Annotated in this window: 27 protein-coding genes and 1 riboswitch; of the genes, 26 read left to right on the top strand and 1 reads right to left on the bottom strand. The window is 43.2% G+C overall.

Annotated features, from left to right (window positions below; genetic code table 11):
• The first annotated feature begins 19 nt into the window (after positions 1-19).
• From ACSBOP_RS14080 to ytfJ, 16 genes are all read left to right on the top strand, one after another.
• Complete coding sequence (locus tag ACSBOP_RS14080) at positions 20-652, top strand: stage V sporulation protein AA (RefSeq protein ID WP_442601165.1); 633 nt, start codon at positions 20-22, stop codon at positions 650-652.
• Positions 649-1,068 (top strand): stage V sporulation protein AB, encoded by a 420-nt coding sequence (locus tag ACSBOP_RS14075; RefSeq protein ID WP_442601164.1) that lies wholly within the window; start codon positions 649-651, stop codon positions 1,066-1,068. Before ACSBOP_RS14080 ends, ACSBOP_RS14075 begins: the two co-directional genes overlap by 4 nt.
• Before the next feature lie 11 nt (positions 1,069-1,079).
• Positions 1,080-2,627 (top strand): spore germination protein, encoded by a 1,548-nt coding sequence (locus tag ACSBOP_RS14070; RefSeq protein ID WP_442601163.1) that lies wholly within the window; start codon positions 1,080-1,082, stop codon positions 2,625-2,627.
• Positions 2,628-2,743: 116 nt separating this feature from the next.
• A complete protein-coding gene (gene lysA / locus ACSBOP_RS14065; protein WP_442601162.1) occupies positions 2,744-4,075 on the top strand; it encodes a diaminopimelate decarboxylase in 1,332 nt (443 codons plus the stop codon).
• A gap of 117 nt (positions 4,076-4,192) precedes the next feature.
• Positions 4,193-5,191: a lipoate--protein ligase gene (locus ACSBOP_RS14060; protein WP_442601161.1), complete on the top strand. Its 999-nt coding sequence runs from the start codon at positions 4,193-4,195 to the stop codon at positions 5,189-5,191.
• Positions 5,192-5,241: 50 nt separating this feature from the next.
• Positions 5,242-6,123 carry a GNAT family N-acetyltransferase gene (locus tag ACSBOP_RS14055; protein ID WP_442601160.1) on the top strand — a complete coding sequence of 294 codons (882 nt, stop codon included), beginning with the start codon at positions 5,242-5,244 and terminating at the stop codon, positions 6,121-6,123.
• Positions 6,124-6,177: 54 nt separating this feature from the next.
• Positions 6,178-6,609 (top strand): peptidylprolyl isomerase, encoded by a 432-nt coding sequence (locus ACSBOP_RS14050; RefSeq protein WP_442601159.1) that lies wholly within the window; start codon positions 6,178-6,180, stop codon positions 6,607-6,609.
• Between the two features lie 138 nt (positions 6,610-6,747).
• Positions 6,748-6,920, top strand: a riboswitch (FMN riboswitch).
• 245 nt (positions 6,921-7,165) lie between these two features.
• Positions 7,166-8,311, top strand: a complete 1,146-nt coding sequence (gene ribD, locus ACSBOP_RS14045; protein WP_442601158.1) for a bifunctional diaminohydroxyphosphoribosylaminopyrimidine deaminase/5-amino-6-(5-phosphoribosylamino)uracil reductase RibD — start codon at positions 7,166-7,168, stop codon at positions 8,309-8,311.
• Between the two features lie 3 nt (positions 8,312-8,314).
• Complete coding sequence (gene ribE, locus ACSBOP_RS14040) at positions 8,315-9,001, top strand: riboflavin synthase (RefSeq protein WP_442601157.1); 687 nt, start codon at positions 8,315-8,317, stop codon at positions 8,999-9,001.
• An 18-nt stretch (positions 9,002-9,019) separates the two neighbouring features.
• Positions 9,020-10,234 (top strand): bifunctional 3,4-dihydroxy-2-butanone-4-phosphate synthase/GTP cyclohydrolase II, encoded by a 1,215-nt coding sequence (locus tag ACSBOP_RS14035; protein WP_442601156.1) that lies wholly within the window; start codon positions 9,020-9,022, stop codon positions 10,232-10,234.
• A gap of 20 nt (positions 10,235-10,254) precedes the next feature.
• Positions 10,255-10,725, top strand: a complete 471-nt coding sequence (gene ribH, locus ACSBOP_RS14030; protein ID WP_442601155.1) for a 6,7-dimethyl-8-ribityllumazine synthase — start codon at positions 10,255-10,257, stop codon at positions 10,723-10,725.
• Positions 10,726-10,868: 143 nt separating this feature from the next.
• Positions 10,869-11,387 carry a hypothetical protein gene (locus tag ACSBOP_RS14025; protein WP_442601154.1) on the top strand — a complete coding sequence of 173 codons (519 nt, stop codon included), beginning with the start codon at positions 10,869-10,871 and terminating at the stop codon, positions 11,385-11,387.
• Positions 11,388-11,417: 30 nt separating this feature from the next.
• A complete protein-coding gene (locus ACSBOP_RS14020) occupies positions 11,418-12,200 on the top strand; it encodes a segregation and condensation protein A (protein WP_442601153.1) in 783 nt (260 codons plus the stop codon).
• A complete protein-coding gene (gene scpB, locus ACSBOP_RS14015) occupies positions 12,169-12,786 on the top strand; it encodes an SMC-Scp complex subunit ScpB (RefSeq protein WP_442601152.1) in 618 nt (205 codons plus the stop codon). The genes ACSBOP_RS14020 and scpB overlap by 32 nt, the downstream gene beginning before the upstream one ends.
• Before the next feature lie 83 nt (positions 12,787-12,869).
• A complete protein-coding gene (locus ACSBOP_RS14010; RefSeq protein WP_442601151.1) occupies positions 12,870-13,571 on the top strand; it encodes a DUF2953 domain-containing protein in 702 nt (233 codons plus the stop codon).
• Between the two features lie 97 nt (positions 13,572-13,668).
• Positions 13,669-14,121 (top strand): GerW family sporulation protein, encoded by a 453-nt coding sequence (ytfJ, locus tag ACSBOP_RS14005; RefSeq protein WP_442601150.1) that lies wholly within the window; start codon positions 13,669-13,671, stop codon positions 14,119-14,121.
• A gap of 67 nt (positions 14,122-14,188) precedes the next feature.
• On the opposite strand, the gene ACSBOP_RS14000 is transcribed toward ytfJ, so the two are convergent.
• Complete coding sequence (locus tag ACSBOP_RS14000; protein ID WP_442601149.1) at positions 14,189-15,499, bottom strand: ArsB/NhaD family transporter; 1,311 nt, start codon at positions 15,497-15,499, stop codon at positions 14,189-14,191.
• Positions 15,500-15,737: 238 nt separating this feature from the next.
• Between ACSBOP_RS14000 and ACSBOP_RS13995 the strand changes: the two genes are divergently transcribed.
• The 10 genes from ACSBOP_RS13995 to ACSBOP_RS13950 all read left to right on the top strand — a co-directional run bounded on the left by ACSBOP_RS13995 (position 15,738) and on the right by ACSBOP_RS13950 (position 25,431).
• Positions 15,738-16,919 carry a D-alanyl-D-alanine carboxypeptidase family protein gene (locus ACSBOP_RS13995; RefSeq protein WP_442601148.1) on the top strand — a complete coding sequence of 394 codons (1,182 nt, stop codon included), beginning with the start codon at positions 15,738-15,740 and terminating at the stop codon, positions 16,917-16,919.
• 28 nt (positions 16,920-16,947) lie between these two features.
• Complete coding sequence (locus ACSBOP_RS13990; protein ID WP_442601147.1) at positions 16,948-17,547, top strand: nucleoside recognition domain-containing protein; 600 nt, start codon at positions 16,948-16,950, stop codon at positions 17,545-17,547.
• Between the two features lie 7 nt (positions 17,548-17,554).
• Complete coding sequence (locus ACSBOP_RS13985) at positions 17,555-18,091, top strand: spore maturation protein (RefSeq protein ID WP_442601146.1); 537 nt, start codon at positions 17,555-17,557, stop codon at positions 18,089-18,091.
• Positions 18,092-18,181: 90 nt separating this feature from the next.
• Positions 18,182-18,520 (top strand): hypothetical protein, encoded by a 339-nt coding sequence (locus tag ACSBOP_RS13980; protein WP_442601145.1) that lies wholly within the window; start codon positions 18,182-18,184, stop codon positions 18,518-18,520.
• Positions 18,521-18,538: 18 nt separating this feature from the next.
• Positions 18,539-19,270 (top strand): pseudouridine synthase, encoded by a 732-nt coding sequence (locus ACSBOP_RS13975; RefSeq protein ID WP_442601144.1) that lies wholly within the window; start codon positions 18,539-18,541, stop codon positions 19,268-19,270.
• Positions 19,271-19,360: 90 nt separating this feature from the next.
• A complete protein-coding gene (locus ACSBOP_RS13970) occupies positions 19,361-19,894 on the top strand; it encodes a redoxin domain-containing protein (protein ID WP_442601143.1) in 534 nt (177 codons plus the stop codon).
• Between the two features lie 5 nt (positions 19,895-19,899).
• Positions 19,900-21,582 carry a cytochrome c biogenesis protein ResB gene (gene resB / locus ACSBOP_RS13965; protein ID WP_442601142.1) on the top strand — a complete coding sequence of 561 codons (1,683 nt, stop codon included), beginning with the start codon at positions 19,900-19,902 and terminating at the stop codon, positions 21,580-21,582.
• Positions 21,579-22,835, top strand: coding sequence for a c-type cytochrome biogenesis protein CcsB (gene ccsB / locus ACSBOP_RS13960; protein ID WP_442601141.1), 1,257 nt, complete (start codon positions 21,579-21,581; stop codon positions 22,833-22,835). Before resB ends, ccsB begins: the two co-directional genes overlap by 4 nt.
• Positions 22,836-22,865: 30 nt before the next feature.
• Positions 22,866-23,579 carry a response regulator transcription factor gene (locus ACSBOP_RS13955; RefSeq protein ID WP_442601140.1) on the top strand — a complete coding sequence of 238 codons (714 nt, stop codon included), beginning with the start codon at positions 22,866-22,868 and terminating at the stop codon, positions 23,577-23,579.
• 1 nt (position 23,580) lies between these two features.
• Positions 23,581-25,431 (top strand): ATP-binding protein, encoded by a 1,851-nt coding sequence (locus ACSBOP_RS13950; protein WP_442601139.1) that lies wholly within the window; start codon positions 23,581-23,583, stop codon positions 25,429-25,431.
• Positions 25,432-25,529: the final 98 nt, after the last annotated feature.

The following is a 25,529-nucleotide window of genomic DNA, read 5'->3' as shown; positions in this document are numbered from 1 at the left end:
TAAAGGGGGGATATTCAATATGAAGCGTGAATCGATTCCTATTCTATATATTCGCCTGCGTCGAAGAGTCCAAATCGCCCGCGGTAAAACCATTCGTCTTGGGGATATTGCTCAGATGATTGCAAGCCCCGAACAGGAGCAAAAGTTAAAGGAGCTCATCATTTACAAACCTTCACGAAGTGATGGTAACCGGGTACTCATCGATATGATGATGATTATTCAGAAAATAAAGGACGAGATTCCCCACATTCAAATTGAACATTTTGGAGAACCACATGCTTTACTTGAGATTGCAAATGGACCTGTAAAAGCACGCTTAACCCTGATCATACTCGTATGGCTGCTGCTCTTTATTGGTGCAGGTCTTACCATTATGAACTTTCACGCGGACGTGAGCATGCTTGCTGTACATCAGCGGATCTATGAGATGCTGACCGGGAAAAAAGAGAATCACCCGCTTGTTCTACAAATTCCGTATTCCATTGGAATTGGGGTGGGGATGATGATCTTTTTCAATCATATTTTCAAAAAAAGGTTTAATGAAGAACCCAGTCCATTGGAACTTGAGATGTACAACTATCAAGAGAATGTGAATCAATATGTCATAACGGAGGAATACCATAGAATCCACGAGAGAAGGGAGTCTGAATGACACTAGGGCTCGGAATGTTCCTATCTGGCTTCATTGGTTTGGCAGGGGGAATTGCCGTCGGAAGTGGTATGGTCGCGTTTCTCGTTGTGCTTGATATCATTCCACGTTTGATGCAGGTAAGTAAATCTTTTTCTTGTATTCGGCGCTATGAGGAGGCGGTCGTATTCGGTTCTCTTCTTTTTACAATTTTAGATTTTGAAGGTGTGATCTTTACATTACCGGTATTTAGCACAGCAGTCATCGGGTTATTCTCAGGCTGTTTTGTAGGGATGTTGGCAGGAGCACTTACTGAAGTTATTAACGTGCTTCCGATTTTAGCGAAGCGAATTGGGCTTGATTCCTATATGATCTGGTTACTCATGGCGATGATACTTGGTAAAGTGTTTGGTTCGTTATTGGAATGGCTTGTGTTCTAAGGAGGATGTAGATGAATATTTGGATAAGGAGGCTGCTAAAGATGGTATACCCTAAGAAGCCTGCGACCAAAGGTGGCAACGCAGATCAGGATAAGATTCCAGTCACTTTGGAAGATGTAGAAAAAGAACTGGAAAATAAAGTGGGTTTAAATAAAAGTTTTGATGTGTGTTATCGCGAAATGACGTTTGGGGGACAGAAGACAGCCTTATTTTATATTAACGGCTTTGCTAAAGACACTGTCTTGACAGAGATCATATCTCGCTTAACGTATTTAGATGTAGACCGGGTACAAGACAATATTGTACATACTTTCTCGGAACAGTTGGTTGCCCATATTCAAGTTCAGACCTATCAATCGATGACTGAGGTCGTTGGTAAAGTGCTCGCAGGGGCAACCGCACTTTTCTTTGACCAATCCCAAGAGGCATTGGTTATAGATGCGAAGGCCTTCCCTGTGCGTTCTACAGAGGAGCCCGAGTTAGAGCGGGTTGTTCGCGGGGCTAGAGATGGGTTTGTGGAAACGTTGTTGACAAACGTGACACTTGTTCGTAGACGTATTCGTGACCCTGGGTTAATGACGGAAATGATGCAGGTGGGCAAGCGAACGAGCACAGACATTTGTATTTCCTATATTAATGATATTGCTCAACCGAATTTGATCGAGAATATCAAGAAGAAAATTAATGAAGTTGAACTTGATGGCCTGCCACTTGCAGAGAAGCAGCTCGAAGAAGCGATAATAGAAAAAAGTGGATGGAGTCCGTATCCATTAGTTCGGTACTCTGAGCGTCCAGATGTGATCGCTTCTCATATCCTTGAAGGACATGTTGCTATATTCGTCGATACATCGCCCAGTGTGATGATCATGCCTACGACCTTCTTTCACCATGTCCAACACGCGGAAGAGTTTAGGGAAACGCCTGTCGTAGGTACATATTTACGATGGGTGCGTTTTATTGGGATCGTCATGTCACTCTTTCTGCTGCCTTTGTGGTATTTGATTGTTGTGGTTCATCCTGAGATGAAGCCGCCTGGGCTTGATTTCTTAGGCCCTCACAAGACGGGGGAGCTGCCCATTCTGGCGCAATTCCTAATTGCTGAGCTGGGGCTAGATCTCATGAGGATGGCATCTGTTCATACGCCTTCACCACTTGCTATTGCGATGGGCCTCGTCGCAGCCATTCTCGTAGGTGACATTGCCGTGAAGACAGGTTTATTTGTTAACGAAGTAATTCTATATTTAGCAGTTTCTTCCATTGGACTGTTCGCTACGCCAAGCTATGAACTTAGTTTAGCCAATCGAATATCAAGGCTCATTTTTTTAATCGTAGCCGCCATTATGGGTGCACCTGGTTTTATCGTCGTATGTACGTTATGGCTCGTCATCTTGTGCTTACAGCGATCCTATAATTCGCCGTATATGTGGCCGTTCATCCCATTTAATGCCAAGGGAATGCTTGCGATTATTGTTCGGTTGCGTGTCACAAGTGACAAGAAGAGACCCTCGCTTACAAGATCCATTGACAACAGTCGTCAACCTGAAGAAAATCCAAATTAGGTTTTGGCGTTTGGTGTATTGTAACACTGTCGTAACTGTGATAATTTTAGTAGTAATTTAAACAGTGCAGTGTTGGGGAAAACGGGCTGTTGTCTGGGGAGAGAGAGGAATCGTATATGTACTTGCATGGGACAAGCAAAATTAATAGTCAAGGACATCTAGAAGTTGGAGGGGTAGATGCAACAGAACTTGCAGCAAAGTTCGGAACACCCTTGTATGTCATGGATGAGGCGCTTATTCGTCAGCGTTGTCAAGAATTCACTCAAGCTTTCCGCACTTCCGGATTGAAATTCCAAGTTGCATATGCAAGTAAAGCATTCTGTACGATGGCCATGTGCAGACTTATACATGAAGAAGGTCTATCACTTGACGTCGTATCGGACGGCGAATTGTATACCGCTTTGCAAGCAGGATTTCCAGTAGATCGTATTCATTTTCACGGAAATAACAAAACGCCACAAGAAATTGAAATGGCGATTGATGCGAAAATTGGCTGTTTTGTCGTAGATAATTTTGTGGAATTGCACGTGCTTAACGCAATTGCGATGGAGAAGGGTCAAGTTGTTAACGTATTGCTGCGGCTCACACCAGGTGTTGAGGCACATACCCATGAATACATTACAACGGGACAAATTGACTCCAAATTCGGTTTTGATTTAGGAAATGGGGCTGCAGCACAAGCCGTAGAGGAAGCTGCATCTTTACCCAATATCGAACTCCTAGGTGTGCATTCACATATAGGTTCTCAAATTTTTGAGATTGATGGTTTCCAAGTCGCGATCGATAAAGTGACAGGTTTCGCAGCAGAAATGCGTGATAGATACAAGGTTACATTCCAAGTGATTAATTTAGGGGGAGGCTTCGGCATCCGCTATGTAGAAGGGGATACACCGCTGCCTGCAGGTCAATACGTTGCTGCAATTGTTGACTCTGTAAAAACTAACTTTTCAAATTATAATTACCCATTTCCTGAGATTTGGATTGAGCCAGGCCGCTCGATCGTAGGGGATTCTGGTACGACTTTGTATACAGTAGGTACGTTTAAAGACATTCCAGGTGTACGTAAATATGTAGCTGTTGATGGCGGGATGACAGACAATCCGCGTCCAGCGCTATATGAGGCCGAATACGAAGCAATGCTTGCGAATCGTGCGCTTGAATCAAATGCTGAAGTTGTGTCTATTGCAGGTAAATGCTGCGAGAGCGGCGATATGTTGATCTGGAACGTGAACTTACCCAAAGTAGAGAGTGGTGACATTCTAGCTGTCGCTTCGACAGGTGCTTATAACTACTCTATGGCAAGCAACTATAATCGAATTCGCCGTCCGGCTGTCGTATTCGTAAAAGATGGACATGTAGATGTTGTTGTTCAAAGAGAAACGTTCGACAATATTGTGGGGAACGATCTTGTGCCACAACGCATGAAGGGACTTAGTGCAACTGTATAAGATTAGTTGGAATGTGATCTTCGATAAGAAAGGACCTTTGTAAAGGTCCTTTTTTTATGATATAAAACTTATATCGCCCAACTTATTCATTCTATGGGTAATATGGAGGGAAGAATTATGCTATTTATCGACAATCAAGGAATTACAGATCCAAGAATTAATCTTGCGATTGAAGAGTTTGTATTGAAACACTTACAGATGGATGATAGTTATTTACTATTTTATATAAATGAGCCTTCGATTATTATCGGGAAAAATCAGAATACCATCGAAGAAATCAACGCGGAATATGTCAAAGAACAGGGGATCAAGGTTGTGCGTAGACTCTCTGGCGGTGGTGCGGTTTATCATGACTTGGGTAATTTGAACTTTAGCTTTCTGACAAAGGATGACGGACAATCGTTCCATAACTTTAAGAAGTTCACAGAACCTGTTGTGAAGGCGCTAAATGAGTTAGGTGTGGAATGTGAACTTACTGGACGTAATGATATTCAAGTCGGAGAGCGTAAAATATCCGGTAATGCGCAGTTTATTACCAAAGGACGTATGTTCAGTCACGGCACATTGCTGTTCGATTCGGAGATTGAGCATGTTGTATCTGCACTCAAGGTCAATGCGGCAAAAATCCAATCTAAAGGCACTAAGTCGATCCGCTCTCGTGTGGGGAATATCTCTGAATTTTTGAAGGAGAAGATCACGATTCAGCAGTTTAAAGAAGAACTGCTTCGTCAAATTTTTGGTATGGAACCGGATCAAGTACCGCAATATGAGCTTACAGAAGCAGATTGGGCGAAAATTCATGAAATTTCTGCTGAACGTTATCAGAATTGGGATTGGAATTATGGACGATCACCAAAGAGCAATATCCAGAACATGAAGCGTTTCCCAGTAGGGATTATTGATGTACGTATGGACGTCGTCGAAGGACGAATGGATGAGATAAAAATTTACGGCGACTTCTTCGGTGTGAATGATGTGGCTGAAATTGAAGATAAGCTTCGCGGTGTGCGTTATGAAGAAATGGAAGTTCGTGAAGTGCTTGCGGATGTTGCGATTCCAAGCTATTTTGGAGCCATTACACGTGATGATTTTGTGGATCTAATGTTCTTGCGCTAATGGACTTGTGGTATAATTTGGTTGAATATTCGTAAAAAGGGGTTGGGTGTTTGGTATTATTGTACGATGGACATGGTCGCACGCAATTAACAACTGAGGAATTGAATCAGGTAGAGGCTTTGATGCAAGTATGTAAGGCTCATGATGAAGTGACATTGAAATTAAACTGGAGCATGCTCAGAGAACGACCTGGCAATGTTGTGAATGATTTTGTATGCATGATGGATGGGAAAATAGTCGGTTTTCTTGGTTTATATAGCTTTGGAACGGTCGAAGTGGAAGTTAGCGGCATGGTGCACCCGGATTATCGCCGTCAAGGTATTTTTACAAAATTGTTAGAGATGGCCATGCAAGAGTCGATCCAAAGGAAATACAGCAAGGTGCTCTTAATTTGCCCAGGAAATTCGGATACAGGAAAAGCTTTTGTCGATTCAACATCTGGCGAGTATTCATTCTCCGAGCATTATATGGAACGTAATGATGCTGAGGAAGTGTTAATCCCGAGATCAGTACAAACAACGTTAAGATTAGCCCGACTCCCAGAGGATCGAGAGACTGTGATAGAGCTCAATATGGAGGCATTCGATATGTCTTATGAGGATGCAGCTGAGTATGTAGATCGATCATTAGAAAGCAAGCAAGATAAGACATTTATCGCTGAACTTGCAGGTCAGCCTATTGCTAAGATCGGTATTATGGAAAAAGAGCAGTCCATATTTATATTCGGATTTGGTGTGAATAAAGTATGGCGTGGGCAAGGGCATGGTCGTAACATTTTGAAACAAACGATTGCATATGGCCAGCAGGAATTAGGTAAACCATTTGCTGCACTTGAGGTTGCGGTAACGAATTTAGGGGCACTAGGGTTATATGAATCGTGCGGGTTTGTTCATGTAAGAAGCATTGATTACTATGCGATTTGTACAGCTTGATAGAATCGTGTAAAATGAACTCATCCCAATTATACATAAGGAGTGAATCACATAATGACTAAACAAGCAAAAGTGACAATGAAAGACGGCGGAGAGGTTCTTATCGAGCTTTTTGAAAAGGATGCTCCCAATACAGTTGCAAATTTCGAGAAATTAGTAAACCAAGGTTTCTATAACGGTCTGAACTTCCACCGTGTTATTCCTGGATTCGTAGCACAAGGCGGCTGCCCAAATGGTACGGGTGCTGGTGGTCCTGGCTACACAATCAACTGTGAAATCAATCCAAACAAACATGAGCGTGGAACTCTTGCAATGGCACATGCTGGCCGCAATACAGGCGGAAGCCAATTCTACATTTGTTACGAAGCACAACCACACTTAGACGGTCAACATACCGTGTTTGGTAAGGTAACAAAGGGCATGGAAATTGTAGATACATTCAAAGGTCGCGACGTAATCGAATCGATTGTTATCGAAGAAGTTTAAGTTCGATCATCATTTAAGCTCTGAGTTGCTGTATTTGCGGCTCAGGGCTTTTTTGGCTTTATCGGCTTTTGGGACAGTAACAAGCTTCCTTGCTTTTTGTATGCCTCGATGTTAGAATGCAGGGGAGATCATACATTTATGAACCTTCGGGGCCGGGTGAAATTCCCGACCGGCGGTGATGCTTGGTAGGTGTTATTTACAAGCAAAGTCCGTGACCCGCTGATCACTAGATAATTATTTTCTAAAGATCAAGCGGTTGATCCGGTGAAATTCCGGAACCGACAGTATAGTCTGGATGGGAGAAGGGGAATAAATACGGTAACAAAGCGGTGAAAAAGCAATGGCATTTCTATGCGCTTTTTTTCACATGTAAGGCGTAATCCCTAGTGGATGTCTGCCTTTGTTTGCCGTTTTTAAAAATATTAACAGTGAATCCGCCCCGTTCGCTTAACGGGGCTTTTTGTGTTGCTTTGCAAGCGTGACTTCCAGAAACGCCTCCGTTTTGTAAAGGTGAAATCGTTCCCCTGCTATTTTTCATGTGAATGGAGGTGCTAACATGGACATTCTAAGTGATGAGTATTATATGCGTCTGGCGCTTCAGCTTGCAGGCAGTGCACAAGGTCAGACGGGAATTAATCCAGTTGTGGGTTGTGTGCTTGTTAAGGATGGACGTATTGTCGGAATGGGCGCTCATCTTCGCAGGGGTGAGGCTCATGCTGAGATTCATGCGTTACAGATGGCGGGTAATGAGGCTGCTGGGAGTACAGCGTATGTGACGTTAGAGCCTTGTTCACACTATGGAAAAACGCCACCATGCAGCCATGCACTTATTGATCGTGGTATTAAGCGAGTTGTTGTCGCGAGTGTTGATCCTAACCCACGCGTAGCAGGTACTGGTATTCAGCGTTTGCGTGAAGCGGGTATTGAAGTGAGAGCAGGTTTGCTCGCAGAGGAAGCAGCGCAGCTTAATGAAGTGTTCAACAAATTTATTGTCACTGGCATGCCATGGGTGACATTGAAGACGGCCGCCACACTAGACGGCCGGATCGCCTCTAAAACCGGTGATTCCAAGTGGATCACCGGCGAGGCTGCACGCGCCTACGTGCACATGCTGCGCCATCAGCATGGCGCGATCATGGTTGGCGCGGGAACGGTTCGCGCTGACGATCCGTCGCTCAGCGCAAGATTGTCCGTACCGGCGCTGCAGCCGGTACGCGTGCTCGTCGACGGCGCGCTTAGCACGCCGCCGTCGGCAAAGGCGCTGCAGGGCCAAGCCATGCAGCGCACCCTCGTGCTGACGACCGCAGGTGCGTCAGCAGAGCGTCGCGCCGAGCTGGAAGCGCTCGGCGTAGAGGTGATCACATGCGGCGATGGCGCGCATGTGGATCTCTCCCTTGCCCTGCGTGAGCTGGGCAAGCGGGACATCGCCTCCATCCTCTTGGAAGGAGGCGGAGGGCTGAACGGCGCGATGCTGGAAGCGCGCCTCATTGATAAGATGGTGCTGTTCTATGCACCCATCATCATTGGCGGCGATACTGCGCCTGCAAACTTCACTTTCCGTGGATATGAGCGGATGCAGGATGCGCTGCGTTTGGAGCGCCTTAAAGTGGAGCAGTTCGGGGAGGATTTTTGCCTATCCGGTTATCCTCGTTACACGGAGAACTCGCATGCTCCATTTTCTCAATCAGGGGAGGTGAAATAGTCGATGTTTACGGGGATTGTGGAAGAAGTAGGAACGATGCTGCGCGTCGAGCGAAGCGGTCAAGCGATGGTACTGACTCTTCGTTCGTCGATACAGGGTGTACTTGGTGATATAAAACTTGGGGACTCCATTGCAGTCAATGGTGTATGTCTAACTGTCATCGCTTACGATTCATCCTCTTTCATGGTAGATGTGATGCCAGAGACGTACCGCAAGACGAATTTGTCCTTACTGCGTCCTGGAATGAAGGTTAACATGGAGCGCGCAATGGCAGCGACTGGACGTTTCGGTGGGCATATCGTTCAAGGTCATGTGGATTGTACGGCAAGTTTAATTTCACGAACACCGGAAGAGAATGCTGTCGTATTTCGTTTTCAACCCGAACGAACGGACGTGATGAAATATTTGCTTCGTGGTGGTTCGATCACAGTAGACGGTATTTCACTGACACTAGTGGATGCGACAGACAACACCTTTTCTGTGTCGATCATTCCGCACACACTGGCTCAGACCGCCTTGCAGACCAAGCAAGCGGGTGACACGATTAACATGGAATGCGATATTCTCGGAAAATATGTCGAGCGCTTACTGTTTTTTAAAGGCGATAATCCCAATTCAACCGCTATTGGACAATCTCGTTCGCAAGGCAGCTTAACGGAAAGCTTTTTAGCGGAACACGGGTTTAAATAACGAAGGGTGGGGTATCGAATGACAAATCAGGATAAGTTTAACACCATAGAAGAAGCGATCTCAGATTTAAAGTTAGGGAAAGTGATCATTGTTGTGGATGATGAGGACCGAGAGAATGAGGGGGATTTTATTGCCCTTTCGGATAAAGCAACACCGGAAGTCATTAATTTTATGATTACAGAAGGTCGCGGATTAGTCTGTGTCCCAATCACCGAAGAACGTGCGCTTGAATTAGATTTGCCGCCAATGGTTGCACAGAACACAGATAATCATGGTACCGCCTTCACGGTCTCAATTGATCACATGAACACAACGACAGGTATTTCTGCACATGAGCGCTCAGAGACGATTCAAGCGTTAATAGCGGATCAGACACAAGGTAGTGATTTCCGCAGACCAGGTCATGTTTTCCCGTTAGTGGCAAAGAAAGGCGGCGTCTTGCAGCGCGCAGGTCACACAGAGGCAGCTGTTGATCTAGCTCGGATGTGCGGTTCTTATCCATCAGCAGTCATTTGTGAAGTCATTAAAGAAGACGGGACAATGGCGCGTGTTCCTGATCTGATGAAGATTAGTGAGAAGCATGATCTGAAAATCATCACCATTCAAGCGATGATCGAGTATCGCAAACTGCAAGAGAACTTGATTCATCGGGAGATTGAAATTCAACTGCCAACAGACTTTGGAACATTCCGAGCTGTAGCTTATACGAATCAGGTTGATGATAAAGAGCATGTTGCTCTCGTCAAAGGGGACATCGACAGTCATGTACCCACGCTGGTTCGTGTGCATTCGGAGTGTTTAACAGGCGACGTGTTCCACTCTCACCGATGTGACTGTGGTCCACAGCTTGCAGCAGCATTGAAGCAAATTGATGATGCAGGTTGTGGCGTGCTGCTCTATATGCGTCAAGAAGGCCGCGGTATTGGTCTGATTAACAAATTGAAAGCTTATGCGCTTCAAGAGCAGGGATTCGATACGGTTGAGGCGAATAATAAGCTGGGATTCCCTGCTGATCTTCGTAATTATGGTATCGGTGCTCAAATTCTGAAAGATCTTGGTGTACGTAAAATGCGTCTGATGACTAATAATCCACGCAAGATTAAAGGCCTGGAAGGTCACGGTCTTGAAGTAACAGAGCGTGTTGCTATTCAGATGGAAGAGAATGAAGATAACCGTAAATATTTGCGGACGAAGAAACAGAAGCTTGGTCATATGCTTTCATTTAAAGATTAATCCTAAAGGAGAGATTACACATGACGAAAATTTATGAAGGAAACTTAGTATCCCAAGGGTTAAAATACGGTATTGTTGTAGGCAGATTTAATGAGTTTATTACATCTAAGTTACTAGGCGGCGCATTAGATGCACTGAAGCGTCACGGTGTTCAAGAAGATGAAATTTCAGTTGCATGGGTACCAGGTGCATTCGAGATTCCATTAATCGCTCAAAAAATGGCGCAAAGCGGTAAATATGATGCGGTGATTACACTAGGTACTGTTATTCGTGGTTCAACTCCGCATTTTGACTATGTATGTAGTGAAGTAGCCAAAGGTGTGGCAAGTATTAATATGCAGACGGGTGTACCCACAATCTTCGGTGTACTAACAACGGATTCTATTGAGCAAGCGATCGAACGTGCAGGAACGAAAGCTGGCAACAAGGGCTGGGAGGCAGCATCCGCTGCAATCGAAATGGCGAACCTCAGTAAACAATTCACGATATGATGAGTGGGATTCTTTCTTATTTAGCAGTAGATTCTCTACTGTTTCGGCTGCTCGCCTTTTTGGTGGCAGCCTCCTTTCATGATTTTGTGCACGCGCTTACAGCAAGTTTACTTGGCGACCGAACTGCACGGGAGCAAGGTAGAATGACGCTGAATCCAGCCGCGCATATTGCGCCACTTGGACTCTTGATGGTTCTATTCGGGCCATATGGTTGGACGAAGCCCGTACAAGTTCGAGCGGCTAATTTTACAAATCATTCACGCCTGCGAGTCGTGCTCACAAGCTTATCTGCACCCTTAGCTAATTTGTTGCTGGGTCTGATCTGTTGGTGGCTTTATTTTGTTGTATTAGCAGGTTTTAGTGGAGAATCGTCATTATCACTTTTACTTTTAGGATTTCTCCAGTATAGTGTTATAGTCAATATTTTATATGCTATTATTCATTTATTGCCTTTATATCCGCTTGATGGTTGGTATATTGTGCAAGCATTTTTCGGAAAATTGAGTATGCAGGAGTCGGATGCATCTACATCGCCGAAGAAAAATGCATGGACGATGCTTGGACTGTTCTTAACAATCGCGATTCTGGTAACTCCGTTTGGACAGAACTTGTGGAGCCGTGTATACTTGGCTGTTGATGGATGGATATCTACTTTATTATAAATTCGATATTATTTGTAAGGGGGAGCCCGATTGAAGGTACTGTATAAGCTGGACGTTTTTGAAGGTCCCCTTGATTTGCTATTGCATTTAATTGATAAGGCTGAGGTGGATGTTTATAATATCCCGATTAAAGAGATTACAGATCAATATCTGGAATATGTAAAGGCGATGGAGGAATTTGAGCTAGAAGTGACAAGCGAGTTCCTTGTTATGGCCGCAACCTTGCTGTCGATTAAGAGTAAGATGCTGCTCCCGAAACCACCCGTTGTGGAGCTAGATATGGAGCCATATGAAGATGAAGATTGGGACCCGCGTGCAGAACTTGTTCAGAAGCTTCTAGAATATCGTAAATACAAGGCGATTGCTGACTTATTGCGTGAAAAAGAGGTTGATCGAAGCTTAGTATTTACGCGTGAGCCAGAAGATTTAACGCCTTTTTTAACCCCTACACAGGAGAATCCAGTTGAAGGATTGGACATTAATGACTTGCTTCTAGCTTTTCGCCGCTCCCTTCGTAAGTTGGTTTCGCGTACGACTGTTGCGAAAATTCGTCGAGATGAAGTTTCGGTAAAGGATCGCATGGCGGAAATTATGCAAATGCTTCAAATCAAGCGAGGAAAGGTGCTGTTCTCCAAGTTATTTGATTATGAATTGACACGCGAGGAGATTATTGTTACTTTTCTGGCTATGCTTGAGCTAATGAAGCGCAAAGTAATCTCTTGTTATCAGCACAACTTATTCGAGGAAATTGTGATTGAAGCACGAGAGGAGGAAGTTAAAATTGAATTCACGGGAGATGAAATCAATTATTGAAGGCCTGCTGTTCGCAGCGGGAGATGAAGGATTGGATATCAAATCGATTGCAGAAGTACTTGAGATCGATAATCACTTATCTGGACAACTGATTAAAGATTTACAGCGGGATTTAACGAGAGAACGCAGGGGTGTTCGAATTGCGGAAGTTGCAGGTGCCTATCAATTGACGACATTGCCTGATCATGCACCTTATTTTGAACGTTTAGCACAAAGCCCTTCACGGTCTACATTATCGCAAGCTGCACTTGAAACATTAGCAATTGTCGCTTATAAGCAGCCTATTACGCGAATCGATGTGGAGGAGATTCGTGGGGTAAAATCAGAGCGGCCTTTACATACCCTTGTAGGTAAGGGTTTAATTTGTGAAGTAGGAAGAGCGGATGCAATTGGGAGACCGATTCTGTACGGGACCTCGAAGCAGTTTTTGGAATATTTTGGAATAAATTCATTAAAAGAATTGCCTGATACCTCTGCCCTTCAAGGAGAACTGGATTTGAAAGCAGAATCGAGAATGTTGTTCGACAAGCTTGAATCGGACCAGATTACTTTTGAACAATTGGAAAATGAAAGAAAAGGAATGTAAATCGTTCCTGCAAGCTATACTAACTCCGATAGTGAAGAACTCTTCATTGTCGGAGTTTTTGTATAGAGGGGGATCATGCCATAATGGGATGGCTGTTGTGGATCATTGGAATTTTAATCGGGCTTTGCCTGCTCTTGTTCGTACTTTCTTGCACTTATGTTGAAGGCAAGATGCATATAAGGAGAGTGAAGAATAATGACTCCTTCACATTTGAGTTTAAAGCTCTTTTTGGACTTATCCGACATCGGTTTGAAGTACCGATTGTAGATTTTATGAATATGAGTCAAGGTATAAAGGTGAAAAGTAAGGAAGTGAATGCGAATTCGCATAAGACTGTTGGTAAGAAAAAAACGTCTATCACTCGTAGAGGACTATCACGAAGTATTCATAATACGAGAATGATCTTACAGCAAACACGTGATTTGAACAGATGGCTGATACAAACACTTTCTACAATTAAGTGTAGTTATTTTCAATGGGATTCACGAATTGGGATCGGTGATGCGCCGAATACGGCTATGGCGGTCGGTGTATTATGGGCTGTAAAAACTTCGTTGTTAGGTTGGGTATTTCGTTATATTCAATTGCAGAGTCCGCCAAAGCTATCTGTCAATCCACAATACAATCAGACCACGTATTCAACAGAGATCCTTGTTACTTTGAAGACACGAATCTTTTATTTATTTCTTGCACGCAGGAGATTGAAGGTACGGCTTAAACAAAGTAAGGGTGGGCTTCGAACGTGGCAAAGGATGTTTAGAAAACGGAAGAAGGCTGTTGCTTAGCTTTATTTCGGATCGCTTACACATAGTCAGGTTAAGTTAGGACATGCTAATAACTGAACGAATACGTTAATCTATACGCATTAAGGAGGTATTAGGGATGTCTGAACACCCAATTCAAGGTCTGATGAAGACCGCAATGGAGAACATTAAAGCCATGGTGGACGTGAATACCATTGTTGGCGATCCTGTAGAAACACCGGATGGCTCCGTCATTATGCCGATTTCCAAAATCGGATTTGGTTTTGCTGCTGGTGGTTCTGAATTTGTACCTTATTCCGAAGAGGATCAAGGATCAGGAGGCAATTCGAATCAGAAACAGCAAGGTGGAAGCGGAAATGAGTATCCGTTTGGCGGCGGAAGCGGCGGCGGTATATCGATCACTCCGATTGCTTTTTTAGTTGTAGGAAAAAATGGCGTCAATGTATTATCACTCGAACGCAATACGCATATCTTAGAGCGAATCATTGACACAACACCGATGATCATCGATAGAGTTCAGCAAATGATGTCAAACAGCGGTGATTCATCCTCCAGTTCGTCCAATTCTTAAAAACAATACTAAAGCTAAAAAGCGCCTATGCGATTAGGCGCTTTTTATTATGCTCTAATGATGGATATTACGGTAAGAAGATAATGTATCTAAAGTAAATGTACACATTTGCAAGGATTAACGAAACGATTGTGATGGGTGCTCCTATTTTCAAAAATTCAAAGTAGGAGAATCCTTTGCCTTCTTTGGAAGCCATACCTGCGACGATGACGTTCGCAGATGCCCCGATAATCGTTCCATTCCCCCCAAGGCAAGCACCAAGTGCAAGTGACCACCATAACACATTAATTTGTTGTGACGCGGCGTCTAACCCTAAATTAACGGCCATATCTTTGATGAGCGGGATCATTGTTGCTACAAATGGAATGTTATCAATCGTCGCAGAAGCGATTCCGGATACCCATAGAATGAGCAGGGATGATGATCCAATATCGCCGTTTGTAATGGCTAAGATTTTCTCAGCCATACTGCTAATAATACCAACCTCTTGCAAACCGCCTACGAGCACGAATAGTCCGCCAAAGAAGAAGATTGTAACCCACTCGACCGAATGAAGTGCTTCTTCCACCTCATGTTCGGTTTTAAGTCCGAAGAGCATAAGCAAGGAAGCTCCAAATAAGGCGACAACAGAAGCTTCAACATGAATGACGGAATGCAGGACGAATCCAAGCATCGTAATCCCTAGAATGATTAGCGATTTGATCATTAATGGACGGTTCTTAATGTTGTCATTTTCATTCAATTTCATTAGATCCGCTTGTTTGGCTGGATTCGGCTTAAGCTGCTTGCGATAGATGAAATACAACATCGTTGTCGTCACACCCATAATAATGACAGCAATAGGGCCAAGGTTGAGTAGGAATGAATTGAAAGTTAAGTGCGTGTTCGCAGATCCAATCATGATATTCGGAGGATCACCAATGAGCGTCGCTGTGCCACCAATATTAGAGGCAATAATTTCTGAAATCAGATATGGAACCGGGTTCACGCCAAGAATGCGCGTAATGGATAACGTGACAGGCACAACAAGCAGAACCGTAGTTACATTATCGAGAAAAGCAGATCCGATTGCAGTAAGGATAGACATCATGACTAAGATTTGAATCGGGTTACCTTTGCAAAACTTGGCTGCTTTAATGGCCACATATTGAAAAATACCAGTCTTGTTGGCGATGCTGACTAAAATCATCATGCCAATTAAGAGTACGATTGTGTTCCACTCGATGTATTGGGTAAATACTTTGTGAATGTCGAGTAGGCCTAGAATGATCATCAATCCTGCTCCACAAAGAGCGATGACCGCGCGGTTAACTTTTTCTGAGATAATTATGGCATAGGATATTAGAAAAATAATTAGTGCTATCCATGTTTGATCCATATGTACCACTCTCCTTTTACGGGAACTTGAAAATAAAGAAAAGAGGAGCCTTGTGTGACTGGCTCCTCCATTATGTTCCCCATATTCGTTTAATTAAAAATTATAGCTATTTTTGTAGCGGATGTAAATACAGGTAGAACATTTTTTTAAAAAAGAGTTTGTTCAAGATGCTGGACATATTTCATTGTGGGATAAGCATATACATGCAAAAGGACTGAATTGGTAGGAGGAAACCCGCGTGCGTTCATTCAAAATAAAGTGGTTGATGTTGCTCGCTATGTGTATTTGTCTTGTTACTCTTATTCCAGGTAAATGGGTGATGGCTGAAGAATCAGTTATTCTTGATCATGCCAAAGGAGCAGCCCTTATTGATGTGACTTCAGGACGTATTTTATATGCACATAATGCAGACAAGCCAATGCTAATTGCCTCATTAACCAAGATAATGACAGCGATTATTGCGATAGAAAGTGGGAATTTAAGCAGTGCGGTTACGATCAGTTCAAGAGCAGCCGGTAAGGAAGGTTCTGCTCTTTATTTAAAGGTGGGACAGGTTATTAGCTTGCATCAGTTGCTGCAAGGCATGATGCTGCGTTCAGGCAATGATGCCGCGACTGCGGTCGCAGAACATATTGGAGGCAGTGTGGAAGGTTTTGTCTACATGATGAATGAGAAAGCGCAAATGCTGGGTATGAGTCAATCTATTTTCACGAACCCAACGGGTCTTGATGAATTTGGAGGCAATAAAGCCACAGCTTCAGATATGGCTAAATTAACAGCCTATGCCCTACACAATCCAACATTTCAAGAAATTGTGAAAACAAAAGAAGCGCGAGTTCCTAACCCGAATGATGGTGGGAACTACTTATGGCTAAACAAGAACAGGATGTTATCTTTCTATGAAGGGGCAGACGGAGTGAAGACGGGATTTACAAAGCTTGCTCGTCGTTGTTTAATCTCGTCTGCGACCCGAGGTGGCCAGCAACTAGCTGTAGTCACACTTAATGACTCCGATGATTGGTTGGACCATACGAAGCTGCTTAACTATGGATTTAAACAATTTTCGCTTGTGGAACTCATCCATAAAGGAGATGCGATTGAATCTACAGGTTGGGTAGCAGGACGATCATTCTTATATCCACTACATGCTAATGAGCGATCAAAAGTAACCCAAACCATTGTGAAGTATCCAATTGGTTCTACGGACGAACAACTTGGACGCAAAGGGTTACTTCAGTTCCAATTAAATGGAAAAGAAATCGGAGCAAATGTCTTCTTATATGAGCCCAATTCTCCCTATCTCGCCATAGATGCACAAGAAACAATGGGATTTAAGCCAACCGAAGTACATATTACAAAACTACAGCGATTCATTCTGATGTGGAAATCCGTCATTCATGCGTTAGTTACTTTATTCTAAATCGATCAAGCTAAATGGTGGTGAGACAATGGTCAATTGGATCTGGTTATTTTTCATCGTTGCTGGATTTGCGGTAGCCGCGGTGCAGGGAAATGTAGAAGCGGCGACTCAGGCAGTATTTGAAGGGGCAAAAAGCGGTGTAACGGTTTGTTTCGGGCTCATCTCGATTCTGGTGTTTTGGTTAGGGATTATGCGAATCGCAGAGGATGCTGGTATTTTGCGGAAGCTATCTGCCTGGCTTAAGCCCCTTGTGCGGTTCTTATTCCCTTCGGTTCCGAGTAATCATCCAGCTATTGGCTATATCATGTCGAACATGAGTGCGAATATATTTGGGCTTGGTAATGCAGCGACACCGATGGGAATTAAAGCCATGCAAGAGCTGCAGAAATTGAACGGGGATAAAGAACTAGCCTCTCCAGCGATGTGCACCTTACTTGCTCTCAACACCTCGTCAGTCACGTTAATTCCAACCACACTAATTGCGATTCGGATGAATTACAATTCACTGAATCCTGCTGAAATTGTGGGGACAACACTGCTAGCAACTTTGGTTTCTACAGCTGCAGCTATCATTGTTGATCGCTGGTATCGACATAGACATCGTTTAAACCCGACATCGAAAGGGTGATTGCAAAATGTTCGGATTTATATCACTAATTTCTGCATGGGCTATTCCGGCAATGGTCGTGTTTATTCCACTTTTTGCAGCTTATCGCAAAGTTCCTGTTTATGAATCATTTGTGGAAGGTGCAAAAGATGGCTTTGATACAGCGATCAAAATTATTCCTCATCTCGTAGGCATGATGGTTGCGATTTCTGTGTTTCGTGCTTCTGGAGCCATGGATTTAATTTTAGGTTTCATAAAGCCACTTTTTGATACTCTTGGCGTACCGAGCGAAGTATTGCCACTTGCGTTCTTACGACCGATTACAGGAGCGGGATCGCTCGCTTTTACGACAGATTTGATCGCACAATTTGGACCTGATTCCTTAATTGGGCGGATTGCTGCAACGGTTCAGGGGAGTACAGACACGACACTGTATGTGATTACAGTCTATTTTGGCGCAATTGGGATTCGGCGGACAAGCTATGCCCTTAAAGTGGGTTTAATCTCAGACTTGGTAGGTTTTATTGCGTCAATTATTGTATGTCTACTTGTTTTCAGTTCTTAACCTCGATTGTTTTTCTTAACCTAATGGAGGAATGAATCATATACTGCATGAGGCATCAACTAGAAGCCACTACATTCGAGGTGATTCTCCTTGCAGTGTTTAGGAATTATCATACATCATTCCGCATGTCCCTCCATTAACGGCAAGGGCTATGATTACATGGTACTGAGTACAGGTGTGATTATTTCTTTGCCAGAAGCAGCTGATTCGCAGTATGTTCATTTATGCATTGAAGGAGATTTTACTGGTTTTCAAGAAAAGAGCCCTCAGCAGCGAGAACAGCTTTTTATGGCACATAAACTGCTGTTAAGACTGCTTTCTATTTTTCAATTAACAGAAGAAAATGTGTATTCCCACTGTCAAACATGCCCAGGGGGTTATTTTCCATGGAGTCAGCTTGTGATTTCCGCAAAGGATGGTTATCATTAGCATGAGGTGAATTTCGACATGGAAGAAAGATTACAGAAGGTACTTGCAGCAGCAGGTATTGCTTCGCGGAGAAAATGTGAAGAAATTATTTTGGCAGGTCGTGTTCAGGTAAATGAGGAAACCGTCACGACGCTTGGAGTTAAAGTGGACCCAGCTGTAGATTTGATCACGGTTGATGGTAAACGAATAGCAGGTGAGAACAAAATATATGTGATGCTCAATAAACCAAAAGGCGTTATTACATCTGCAAATGACCCTGGTGGTCGTAGAGTCGTAACGGATTATTTAAAAGGCATTACGGAGCGAGTATATCCAGTAGGTCGACTTGACTATGATACGGAGGGTTTACTATTACTTACGAATGATGGGGAATTCGCACATCTACTTACACATCCCAAGCATCACGTGCCGAAGACTTATCATGCTACAGTAAAAGGAGTTCCTCACGGATCTATTTTGGACAAGTTAAGAGCAGGAGTGGAACTTGAAGATGGAATGACAGCTCCAGCAATCGTGGAATATGCAGACGTAGATACCGATAAGAAGGAAAGCGTCATTTCCATTACAATTTTTGAAGGACGTAATCGCCAAGTGCGCCGTATGTTCGATGCGGTATCGTTCCCGTTAGTAAAACTAAAGCGTGTTCAATTTGGCTCGATGACACTTTCAGGATTGCCTAGAGGCAAGTATCGTCACCTAGGTGCCGATGAAGTGAAAGAGCTGTTGGATGAGGCTTTACGCCCTAGTTAAGGACACATAAAATTCAAAAATGATCGACTAATGTCGCAAAGCTCTTCGTTATAATAAAAGGTAAAGTTATTAAGCGTAGGAGATTTAACTATGGGAAAAAATAAAAAGTGGGTTCAGTTGCTTATTTTTGGGCTTGTGCTTACGATTGGAGCGTTCACTGTTTTTACGAATCTAAAGTCAGAGACAGTTAAACCTCCTAAGGTTGGCGAAAAGGCAATTGATTTTAATTTACAGGGCCTTGATGGGAAGAACTATCAGTTTTCAGATATACAAAAAGGGAAAGTCATCATCATGAATTTCTGGGGTACTTTCTGTCCGCCATGTAGGGCAGAAATGCCTGCTCTTCAACATCAACAGGACAAATGGAAAGACAAGGGTGTCCTAGTTGTTGGCGTCAATATGGATAACAGCCGTATTACGGCGCAGCAGTTTTTGGACCAATTAAATTTAAACTTATTTTCTTTGCACGATGAGAAAGACGTGATCCGCAAACAATACGGGGTCAAGGATTATCCGACGACATTTTTCATTGGATCAGATGGGAAAATCAAAGAGATTCGAGTCGGTGAAATGGATGAACCTTATATCGATCGGATGCTCTCTCAGATTGTGCAGGGAGGATAAAGAACATGATACAGAATACGAAATGTGAGTGCGGTCACCAGAATCATCTGGGGACCGTATTGTGTGAGTCCTGCGGAAAACCGCTATTTGAAGAAGAACATTCCGATAGTTTAGAGAGTTTGGAAATGAGATATGATGGCGTTGCCCGCCGCTCTCAAAAACAAAACCCGACCATTTTGGATCGGGTTTGGAATTTCTTTTCCTCAGTTAAAATTGCTATTTACTTAATTCTTGCGACATTGTTATCCTCTATTCTCGGTACGATATTGCCGCAGGAAAACACATTTTTCGGCATTGATCCCTCGGTTTACTATAAAGAGACCTATGGGTTTGGTGGAGAAATCTACTATGCACTTGGGTTATCTCATACCTATGAGACATGGTGGTTCATTACATTACTTTTCATGATTGGGCTCTCTTTAATTATTTGCTCATTAGATCGGGTGCTGCCTCTTTATCGGGCACTATCCAAACAACAGATCCGAAAGCATTTGCGCTTTATTTTACGTCAAAAGGCTTCCTATGAAGGTAAACTACCTGAATCGGTAAATGAGGAAGAGTGGGTGAATCAGGTAGCGGTTCTTCTTCGTAAGAAAAATTATCGCATCCATCGTGATGGTACAGCTCTTTTAGCGGAAAAGTATCGTTTCTCACGTTGGGGTCCATATGTGCTACATATTGGTTTAATTATCTTTTTACTTGCTGCGCTTATGCGTCTGCTGCCTGGGTGGCATATGGACGTTTATATGAACTTGTTGGAAGGTCAAACGAAGCAAATTGAAGGCACGCCTTATTATATTAAAAATGAAAAATTTACGATGGAAGTTTACGATGAAAACGAGATGTCGAAGGAATTTAAGGAACGTAACAAGCTTGTCCCTAAAAAATTCGAGACTCAAGCCGTTCTGTATCGCTGCACAGCAGATTGTGATCAACCCGGTAAAGAACCTATTTTGGAGCAAATTGATCATTATAACATCGAAGTGAATAAACCGCTCATCTATGACGGCATTATGATCTATCAGAATGGATATCGGGATTTGCCGGAGCCTCTTTTAATCTCGGTTAAGCCAAAACTGATTAATAAAGTTACAGGTCAAGAAATTGGATCCTTCGAGCTACCGATGAAAAATCCGCCAGAGACTGTAAAAATCGGAGATTATACGCTGAAACTGCGTAATTATTATCCGGAATTTATTCTCGATCCAACAACGGGGCAGCCAGCGACAGCTTCAAATGAACCGAAAGTACCTGCTTTTATTTATCAGATTGAAGGTCCGGGACTTGCTGCTGGTGGTGAGCCTTATATGTATTTCCCGCGTCAAATTGATAAATCTACTTTCCGGCAGAATGATATTAACAGTGCTCTAGCAAATAAAATTGAACTTGCTGTTGGAACGATGGCAGATGTGCAGATTGCACAGTACAATTCATTTTTGAATGTTCGTGAGGATCGTGGACTTCCATTTATTTGGGTTGGATCCATCATCGGAATGCTTGGTTTAATTATGGGCTTCTACTGGCAGCATCGCCGGATATGGATTCGAATTGATGACGGAATACTCGCACTAGGTGGACATACAAATAAGAATTGGTTTGGCATTCGGAAAGAAATTGCTGCAGTTTTAGATAAAGCAGGGATACAAGTGGATCCAAAGTCACTTGATCAGGGAGGGGATAAGTCTTGAATACGGCATCACTCAGTTCTACGGCATTATTGATAGCATTCTTTGTTTATTTAGCAGGTTTTACGGTGTTCGTACTCGCGATCCTTGGGAAAAAGTGGACTCGTAATCGAACGCAAGAGGAAGCTGCTGCGCATGTGAAGCGTTGGGGATGGGCAGGGTACATTATTTCTGTTATCGGTTTTATCGCACATCTTGTATTTTTCTTCGCCCGCTGGGTGGAGGCAGGGCATATCCCGACGAGTAATTTATTTGAATTCATGTCCTTCCTTGGCATGATGATCGTCCTAGCATTCCTTATCGTTTATTTGATATACAGATCGCCTGTCCTTGGTATTTTTGCAATGCCAATTGGTTTTATCATCATAGCATATGCTTCCGTATTTCCAACTGAAATACAACCATTAGTTCCTTCACTGAAAAGTTATTGGTTGAACATTCACGTTACATTCGCTGCGGCAGGAGAAGCTTTCTTCGCAGTTGGATTTGCTGCAGGGCTTATGCATTTACTACGTACCATTAATTTCAAAGGTAAGTTGAAAAATGAAAAACGTGAGCAGCGTGGCGTTGAGTTTACCTTGTTTGTTATAATTATGTTAATAGCGTTTATTGCGCTCACATTTACGTTTAATGCATCTGGTTATAAAGCTAAATTCTCTGCAGAAGAAACGATTCAAGATAAGCTGCAAACGGTGCAAACCGTATACGTATTGCCGCCAATTATTGGTCCACATGACGGTAAAATAATCGAAATGCAGCCATTCTTAGGCATGAATGAGCCTTTGATTGAAGCACCAAGCTGGATGAAAGGCGCTAACGCAGGTCGTAAGTTCAATACGATGATTTGGTCAGTTGTTGTGGGATTATTGCTGTATGGGGTTCTTCGATTACTAGTGCGTAAGCCACTTAGTGAAGCGATATCCCCATTATTGCAGGGTATGGATCCGGAAGATTTAGATGAGATTTCATACCGTGCGATCGCAATTGGGTACCCGATATTTACACTTGGGGCATTAATTTTTGCAATGATTTGGGCACAAGAGGCATGGGGTAAGTTTTGGAGCTGGGACCCGAAGGAAGTATGGGCACTCATCACATGGCTATTTTATGCGGTTGTTCTTCATTTCCGTCTATCGAAGGGTTGGATTGGTAAGCGCTCTTCATGGCTTGCGGTAATAGGTTTTATCGTCGTAATGTTTACACTTGTGGGAGTTAATCTTGTAATTGCTGGCTTGCACTCCTATGCGGGGGTTTAATCGTACGGAAGGAAAGGAATGTGATCTCACATGGACATGAAATTAAGTATCCTTGTTGTTGATGATGAAGAAAGAATCCGCCGTTTGCTTCGCATGTATTTAGAAAAAGAAGGCTACACGATCGAAGAGGCAGAGGACGGAGAAAGCGCGCTAGAGATGGCGACGCAAACGGACTATGATCTTATTATGCTTGACGTGATGATGCCAGGTATTGATGGAATAGAAGTATGTTCCCGACTACGACAAGTGAAATCGACACCAGTTATTATGTTGACAGCAAAAGGTGAAGAGACAAATCGAGTTCAAGGGTTTGAAGTAGGCGCAGATGACTATGTTGTGAAACCATTTTCTCCTCGTGAAGTCATCTATCGTGTGAAAGCGATTTTACGTCGCTCATCGGCGACAGCATTTTTAGCAAAAGAAACGTATTCGAGCAACAATATTGTTTTCTCACAGCTTGTGATCGAGCATGATGCTCATCGGGTCACAGCAGGAGGGCAAGAGGTTGCGCTTACGCCTAAGGAGTATGAACTTCTTCACTATTTGGCGATTTCTCCAGATAAAGTGTTCTCGCGTGAGGAATTACTGAAGGATGTATGGAATTATGAATTCTTTGGCGATCTTCGTACAGTTGATACGCATGTAAAGCGCCTACGTGAGAAGCTTAACAAAGTGTCACCTGAAGCAGCATCCATGATTACAACAGTTTGGGGCGTTGGATACAAGCTAGAGGTTCCTAAGTGACGTGTTCTTACTAAGAAGTGTTGTAGGTAAGCTATGGCTTACAATTATTGGATTAGTCGCTATCATCCTTATCACTCTGGGTTCGTTTCTTATTCCATACATTGAGAATTACTTCTCACAAATGAAGAATCAAACGGATTCCTTAACAAAACTAGCCAATCAAATGTCAGCAGAAACGTCGGAACATTTGGGTGATACGTCGTATTATCAAATGGCAAATGAAATTTTAGGTTTTCATGACGCTCATATGTTTATTGTATCGAAGAATATGGACAACCTTTGGATTGATCGAACGAATAACCAAGAGACACAGTATCGGCCAAGTGATTTCTTTTCAAATCAAGATTTTGCGACCGTGTTTGCAGGTAATCGAGTAGATAATAGTAAATTTGTCCATAGTCGAACTCCTGTTAGTCCGCATAATCAGTTTGCAGCAGTTGCTGTACCGCTGTATGCAAAGGATAAGACAACTGTCATTGGCGCCACACTCTTATATCAGTCCATTCAAGGACTGGATGCAACTCAAACTTATGTGATTCGCCTGTTTGTAGTCGTATCGATTGTTGGATTTTTGTTAACGACTGTGTTCGCATTCTTTTTATTTTATCGGATTACACGTCCTCTACTTCAGCTCAAAAAAGCAGCAAATCAAATCACGATGGGACAGTACGCGACTCGCGTTCCGATTGTATCCACCGATGAAATTGGCGAGCTTGCGCAAACGTTCAACCATATGGGCGAAGAACTGGAAGAGACGATTAAAGCGCATAGTCATGAAAAAGAGCACCTTGCCTCCGTGCTACGTTCGATGACAGACTCCGTCATTACGTTTAATGCGGATGGAAATATTATTCTGACCAATCCACAAGGATTCAAAATTATTCGAGAGTGGAGCAGTATACACTGGGATATCGAATTACAGAAAGAGCAGGATGGCTCGGATGGGGAGCAAGTCGAAGTCATACCTGAGCCACTGCAGCCTTTATTTGATTATGTAGTCGCTAATGGAAAAGAGACGACAAGCAAAATCCACGTTCATAATGGTGTGTGGTCGATTGTGATGACCCCACTGTATGCTCAAGATGGGGTGCGCGGTGCGGTAGCTGTACTCCGTGATGTAACAGAAGAGTTTCGATTGGATCGATTCCGTAAAGATTTTGTCGCGAACGTCTCTCATGAGTTACGGACACCACTTTCGATGCTGCAAGGATATAGTGAAGCTTTACTTGATGACATTGCGGGAACACCAGAAGAACGAAGAGAATTGGCACAGGTCATTCATGATGAGTCGCTTCGAATGGGTAGATTGGTTCATGATTTGTTAGATTTAGCAGGCATGGAGTCGGGTCATCTCAAAATGAACTTCCGTGAATTAGATCTTCATATGCTTGTACGACGGATTTATCGGAAGTTCTCTGCGCTTGCTAAGGATAAAGGTATTAATTTACGTTATGAATTAGCGGAGTCGCCACTAGTGCTCGATCATGCAGATGAAGATCGTTTGGAACAAGTGCTGACGAATTTGTTAGACAATGCAATCCGTTATACACCGAAGGACGCAGAAATTATCATCCAAGGTCAAGAAATGAATCAAGGAGGACGTGATGGACTCATGATTCACATCATAGACCAAGGTCAGGGAATTCCTGCCGCGGACTTACCATTTATCTTTGAACGGTTTTACAAAGCAGACAAAGCGCGTACTCGTGCATCTGTCGGTGGGACCGGCTTAGGGCTTGCAATAGTAAAAAATATTATTGATGCACATAAAGGTGACGTGAGTGTTACGAGTACAGTGGGTCATGGAACAACTTTTTCGATATTCCTTCCCTTTAAGAAGCACATGAATTAGGAGTTTTTCGACAACAAGGAAAAGGCGTTTCCCGAGAGTTTATAGCGGGAAACGCCTTTTTTTGTTGAATGAATGATATTAATCTTGTTGTTCGTGAA

This window comes from Paenibacillus sp. KN14-4R (assembly GCF_052180255.1).
Taxonomy (GTDB): domain Bacteria; phylum Bacillota; class Bacilli; order Paenibacillales; family NBRC-103111; genus Paenibacillus_AM.
The sequence above is the reverse complement of the archived record's forward strand: the minus strand, read 5'-3'. Positions and strand labels throughout refer to the sequence as shown.

Excerpts from the sequence above, each read along its gene's own strand:
- ytfJ (WP_442601150.1), top strand. The coding sequence starts at position 13,669 with ATGTCTGAACACCCAATTCAAGGTCTGATGAAGACCGCAATGGAGAAC.
- ribE (WP_442601157.1), top strand. The coding sequence starts at position 8,315 with ATGTTTACGGGGATTGTGGAAGAAGTAGGAACGATGCTGCGCGTCGAG.
- ACSBOP_RS14050 (WP_442601159.1), top strand. The coding sequence starts at position 6,178 with ATGACTAAACAAGCAAAAGTGACAATGAAAGACGGCGGAGAGGTTCTT.
- ACSBOP_RS14035 (WP_442601156.1), top strand. The coding sequence starts at position 9,020 with ATGACAAATCAGGATAAGTTTAACACCATAGAAGAAGCGATCTCAGAT.
- ACSBOP_RS14010 (WP_442601151.1), top strand. The coding sequence starts at position 12,870 with ATGGGATGGCTGTTGTGGATCATTGGAATTTTAATCGGGCTTTGCCTG.
- ACSBOP_RS13975 (WP_442601144.1), top strand. The coding sequence starts at position 18,539 with ATGGAAGAAAGATTACAGAAGGTACTTGCAGCAGCAGGTATTGCTTCG.
- ACSBOP_RS14000 (WP_442601149.1), bottom strand. The coding sequence starts at position 15,499 with ATGGATCAAACATGGATAGCACTAATTATTTTTCTAATATCCTATGCC.
- ACSBOP_RS14060 (WP_442601161.1), top strand. The coding sequence starts at position 4,193 with ATGCTATTTATCGACAATCAAGGAATTACAGATCCAAGAATTAATCTT.
- ACSBOP_RS14075 (WP_442601164.1), top strand. The coding sequence starts at position 649 with ATGACACTAGGGCTCGGAATGTTCCTATCTGGCTTCATTGGTTTGGCA.
- ACSBOP_RS13985 (WP_442601146.1), top strand. The coding sequence starts at position 17,555 with ATGTTCGGATTTATATCACTAATTTCTGCATGGGCTATTCCGGCAATG.
- ribH (WP_442601155.1), top strand. The coding sequence starts at position 10,255 with ATGACGAAAATTTATGAAGGAAACTTAGTATCCCAAGGGTTAAAATAC.
- ACSBOP_RS13955 (WP_442601140.1), top strand. The coding sequence starts at position 22,866 with ATGGACATGAAATTAAGTATCCTTGTTGTTGATGATGAAGAAAGAATC.
- ACSBOP_RS13970 (WP_442601143.1), top strand. The coding sequence starts at position 19,361 with ATGGGAAAAAATAAAAAGTGGGTTCAGTTGCTTATTTTTGGGCTTGTG.
- resB (WP_442601142.1), top strand. The coding sequence starts at position 19,900 with ATGATACAGAATACGAAATGTGAGTGCGGTCACCAGAATCATCTGGGG.
- ACSBOP_RS14080 (WP_442601165.1), top strand. The coding sequence starts at position 20 with ATGAAGCGTGAATCGATTCCTATTCTATATATTCGCCTGCGTCGAAGA.
- lysA (WP_442601162.1), top strand. The coding sequence starts at position 2,744 with ATGTACTTGCATGGGACAAGCAAAATTAATAGTCAAGGACATCTAGAA.
- ACSBOP_RS14025 (WP_442601154.1), top strand. The coding sequence starts at position 10,869 with ATGACGCTGAATCCAGCCGCGCATATTGCGCCACTTGGACTCTTGATG.
- ribD (WP_442601158.1), top strand. The coding sequence starts at position 7,166 with ATGGACATTCTAAGTGATGAGTATTATATGCGTCTGGCGCTTCAGCTT.
- ACSBOP_RS14070 (WP_442601163.1), top strand. The coding sequence starts at position 1,080 with ATGAATATTTGGATAAGGAGGCTGCTAAAGATGGTATACCCTAAGAAG.
- ACSBOP_RS13990 (WP_442601147.1), top strand. The coding sequence starts at position 16,948 with ATGGTCAATTGGATCTGGTTATTTTTCATCGTTGCTGGATTTGCGGTA.